The organism is Nocardia sp. NPDC003979 (assembly GCF_053605015.1).
The window spans coordinates 1-4,665 of record NZ_JBSGIJ010000043.1; the positions used below are offsets into that span (position 1 = coordinate 1).

The window sequence follows — 4,665 nt, forward strand, 5'->3', positions numbered from 1 at the left end:
GGCGGCAAAGGCTCCGGCGGCACCCCACCACCCACCACCGGCGGACCCACCGGCACCAACACCACCGGCCAACCAACCGGCAGCCCCGCCGGACAGGGACCGACCGGTGACACGAGCCCACTGTCACAGCTATCTCAGGCCCTACAGACCTTGGCGTCCGGAGTCACCGGCATGTTCGCCACCGGCCCCTTCGCCGCCGGACCGTTCGCCACGGGCCCCTGGGGACCGACGGGAGCGACCGGCCCCTTCGGCTTCGACGTGAGTCCGACGCGGGCAGGCGGCGGTGGCGGCGGCGCAGGCGCGAGCGCGGGCTCGCCGATTTCCGCGAAAGGCATGACCACGGGCGAGGACAAGCTCTTTCCCCGGGCGGTATCCATCGGCGGCACCGGCGCCGTCGGCGAGGCGCTCGGCCGCGCCGGGATCGCCCCTGGCGCGACCATGCCCTACGGCGGCTACCCGATGGGCGGCGGCATGGGCGGCGCGGGCGCCGGGCAGGGCCAGCAGCAACAGCAGCGCAAGCGTCCGGCCTACCTCGACAGCGAAGAGCATCTCGACGAGGCAATCGGCGAGGACCCGCTCTCGGTTCGCCCAATCATCGACCGCTGACCCGGAATGTGAATGCCACCATGCGTTTTCATGTCGTCAACTTCCCCAATACGCAAACCACCAAGCACTATCAGCCGTGCGCGTACACGCAGAAGCATCGCCGCTTCGCCACCATGATGACCGCGCGCGGCCACGACGTCGTCCTCTACGGCGGAGAGGAGAACGACGCCGAGTGCGCGGAGTTCGTGCCGATCGTGACCAAGGCCGAGCAGGCCGAGTGGTTCGGCGGCAACGACCTTTCTCGCGACGAGAACAATCTCACCTGGGAGCCGTTCGCCCCGCACTGGACCACGACCAACCGACGCGCGATCGCCGAGATCGCCAAGCGCCGCGCGGATCGGGACTTCATCTGTCTGCTCGGCGGTACGTGTCAGCGCGCCATCGCCGACACCTTCCCCGAGCTCATGACCGTCGAGTACGGCATCGGCTATGCGGGCGTGTTCGCCAATTATCGCGTGTTCGAGAGCTACGCGTGGATGCACTCGGTGTACGGCTCGCAGGCCACGATGCCGGGCGGGGTGATGAGCGCGCGCGGACAGTTCTACGACGCCGTGATCCCCAACTACTACGAGGTCGACGAGTTCACCTTCAGCGCGGAGAAGGACGACTACTTCCTCTACATCGGTCGGCTCGTCGAGGCCAAGGGCCTGCACATCGCGCTCGAGACCTGCGCGCGGCTCGGCGTACGGCTCGTCGTCGCGGGCGCGGGTCCGCCGCCGCCGGCCGAGCTCGCCGAGTACGTCGGGGTGGTCGACGGGCCACGACGGGCGGATTTGATGAGCCGGGCGCGCGCGGTGTTCGTGCCGTCGCTGTACCTCGAGCCGTTCGGCGGTGTGCACGTGGAGGCGATGCTGTGCGGCACCCCGGTCATCACCACCGATTGGGGAGTGTTCACCGAGACGGTGACCCACGGCGTGCACGGTTTCCGCTGCCGCACCCTGCGTGACTTCCTCGACGCCGCCGAAGCGGTCGACAAGCTCGACCACCAGGCGATCCGCGACTACGCCATCGCCCGATTCTCCACCGATGTGGTGGCACCGCAATACGAAGCCTACTTCACGCGCCTGAACACCCTGTGGGGCGAGGGCTGGTACAGCGAAGGAGAGGGGACGCCGTGACCCGAGAAGTCGAGAGCCGGTTGGGTCGGCACCGCAATCTGGTGATCCTGCGCGCGGGCGACTCGTCGCTGCACGAGAGCTGGCTCACCGACCGGATCCCCCGCACCTGGGACTTCGTCGTCAGCTACTTCGGCACCGACCCCGACCGGTATCGCGCCGACGATATCGTCCGGCTCGACCGGCCCGGCCCGAAATGGCCTGCGCTGCATCATGTGCTGACCGTCGACCTGGCCGGCATGCTCGATCATTACGACTACGTCTGGCTACCCGACGACGACCTCGCCACCGACACCGCGACCATCAACGCGATGTTCGACTACGCGGCCGCCTACCACCTGGCCCTGTCGCAACCAGCGTTGACCGAGGACAGCTACTACACCCACGAGATCACCGTGGTCGACCGCAGATTCGAGCTGCGCTACACCAACTTCGTCGAGATCATGGCGCCCTGCTTCCGCCACGACTTCCTGCTGGCCTGCCTGCCGACCTTCAATGGCACCCAAACCGGCTGGGGACTCGACTTCCATTGGCCACGACTGCTCCCCTCGACCGAGTCGCTCGCCATCATCGACGCGACGCCGCTGCGGCACACCCGGCCCATCGGCGGCCCCAATCTCACCGCGGCACGCGCGACCGGGGTCGACCCGTTCGCCGAGTACCACGAGTACCTGCGCGACAACGGGATCGACGATCTGACGACGACGGTGTTGCGCGGCGTCGGCGACGGCCGTCGTCCGCGCGGACATCAACCGACCGCGATCTGCGCGACGATCGACGCGCCGAACGCCGGTTTACGCACCTGGCTCGACCATCACGCCCGTTATGCCGACCTGCTCATCGTCTATTCCGATGATCCGGCCGTGCGAGCCACGGCGTCAGCGGTCGGCCAGGAGTATTCGGTGCTCGTGTGCGCCAACGTGACAACAACGCCCGACCCGGTCGATCGCGAGGTCGCCAATATCGCCGCCGCGCTGCCGACAGCCCGCGCCGCAGACATGCGATGGCTGCTCCCACTCGGTCCGCGCGAGATCTTCCACGACGACGGTCGCCGCCGCTGGCAGATCGACGGGGCCGACCAGGTGACCTTCCTTGCTCACGAGGCGATCCCCCGGCCACACCCGGTGAGCAATCCGTTCACCGAATGCGCGGTCTTCCGCGTCAGCGGCCGGTCCACCTTCCTCGACGCGCCGGCCATTCGCAGCGCGATCCGCCTCACCGCCGATGCGACACCCGCCGACAAGCACACCTTCACCGGCTACTCCCAAGCCGCAGGCACCGTGACCGCGCCCATGATCCTGCACTACCCGTACGCCGATTTCGATGATTGGCTGGCGCGCGCGACCGAGGCGGCGGCCGCCGGTGGTCACCTGGCGACCTCGTTCGCGCTGCACTCGCGCGACCTGCTCCAGGTGGCGGTCGCCCACGGTCACCTCGACGGCGCCCGTCCTGCTTTCCAGGCCGCCATCCCGTGTGACGGCATGATCGACCGCCTCATCGAATCCGGGGAACTCTTCCACGCCACCGCGACCAACACCGCCGATCCCGCCCGCGCATTCGCCAGCGCCGCCTGATGGGCCCGCGGCGCGCGGCGACCGGGCGGTTGGTTCGGGCGAGATACCGACCGGGCCTCACCACCGATCGGGTGTATTCACCGAAACCGTGAGGGTTTCCCGCTGTCGCATTCGCGTGCATTCTGCACTCCCACGGAAAACAATTGACAAACTCGACTACCGCCCGATCCGCGACTACGCGAGCGCCGAGGCTCGACAGGTGCCGCCGCCGCCGGTACGAGCCCTATTTCAGGGCTGCTCGATCTGTGGGGCGGCAGGTAGGCATTCCCGGTGACCACGACATTTCCGTCAGCGGACACGCGTAAGGCATGAAGGTTACCAGCAGGTGTCGGGTTACCAGCAGTTGTCGACTTGGTGCGGACGTGGTCGAATTCGGTCGAGCACAATGCATTTCGGCGAATCAGAACTATCTTTTTCGGCATGACCGACGATGCCGCACCAGCCACCGCTGCCGTGCCGATGATCTCGATGCGCAACGTGGACAAACACTTCGGTGACCTCCACGTGCTGCGCGATATCCACCTCGACGTACCCCGTGGCCAGGTCGTGATCGTCCTCGGCCCGTCGGGTTCGGGGAAATCAACCCTGTGCCGCACCATCAATCGCCTCGAGCCGATCGATTCCGGTGACATCAGCATCGACGGCGTGGCCCTGCCCGCCGAAGGCAAAGGCCTCGCCGCGCTGCGCGCGGATGTCGGAATGGTGTTCCAATCGTTCAATTTGTTCGCGCACAAGACAATTCTGGAAAACGTCATGCTGGCGCCCACGAAAGTGCGCGGGAAAAGCAAACATGAGGCTCGCAGACACGCCATGGTCCTGCTCGAGCGCGTCGGTATCGCCAACCAGGTCGACAAATACCCCGCTCAACTCTCCGGTGGACAGCAGCAGCGCGTGGCCATCGCGCGGTCGCTCGCGATGCACCCCAAGGTCATGCTGTTCGACGAGCCGACCTCGGCGCTCGACCCGGAAATGGTCAACGAGGTCCTCGACGTCATGGTCTCCCTCGCCAAGGAGGGCATGACCATGCTCGTTGTCACCCACGAGATGGGCTTCGCGCGCCGAGCCGCCGACCGGGTGTTGTTCATGGCCGACGGCCAGATCGTCGAAGATGCTGCGCCCGAGACGTTCTTCACCGCTCCGAAATCCGAACGCGCCAGGGACTTCCTCGGCAAAATTCTCACTCACTGAAGGGAAATCCAAATGCGGATCAAACCTAGCCTGCGCGTCCAGATCGGCGTCGTGGCACTGGTATCGGCTACCTTGCTCACCGCCTGTGGCGGCGGTGACGAGGGCAGCGCGCTCGACCACGCCAAGGAAGGCAAGCTGACCGTCGGCATCAAGTTCGACCAGCCGGGTCTCGGCCTGCGCAA

At 66.7% G+C, this 4,665-nt stretch carries 3 protein-coding genes and 2 pseudogenes; all 5 read left to right on the plus strand.

Annotated features, from left to right (window positions below; all coding sequences use genetic code 11):
• Positions 1–606 (plus strand): annotated as a pseudogene (locus ACWEVR_RS33875) (hypothetical protein); the annotation flags it as partial.
• 20 nt (positions 607–626) lie between these two features.
• On the plus strand, positions 627–1,724 hold the full coding sequence (locus ACWEVR_RS33880; protein WP_452470191.1) for a glycosyltransferase: 1,098 nt from the start codon (positions 627–629) through the stop codon (positions 1,722–1,724).
• Complete coding sequence (locus tag ACWEVR_RS33885) at positions 1,721–3,295, plus strand: hypothetical protein (RefSeq protein ID WP_452470192.1); 1,575 nt, start codon at positions 1,721–1,723, stop codon at positions 3,293–3,295. The genes ACWEVR_RS33880 and ACWEVR_RS33885 overlap by 4 nt, the downstream gene beginning before the upstream one ends.
• 459 nt (positions 3,296–3,754) lie before the next feature.
• On the plus strand, positions 3,755–4,483 hold the full coding sequence (locus ACWEVR_RS33890) for an amino acid ABC transporter ATP-binding protein (protein ID WP_452470193.1): 729 nt from the start codon (positions 3,755–3,757) through the stop codon (positions 4,481–4,483).
• A gap of 12 nt (positions 4,484–4,495) precedes the next feature.
• A pseudogene (locus ACWEVR_RS33895) lies at positions 4,496–4,665 on the plus strand (glutamate-binding protein); the annotation flags it as partial.

What these genes read in the sequence shown, in the direction of transcription:
- ACWEVR_RS33880 (WP_452470191.1), top strand. Translation starts at nt 627, where the DNA reads ATGCGTTTTCATGTCGTCAACTTCCCCAATACGCAAACCACCAAGCAC.
- ACWEVR_RS33890 (WP_452470193.1), top strand. Translation starts at nt 3,755, where the DNA reads ATGATCTCGATGCGCAACGTGGACAAACACTTCGGTGACCTCCACGTG.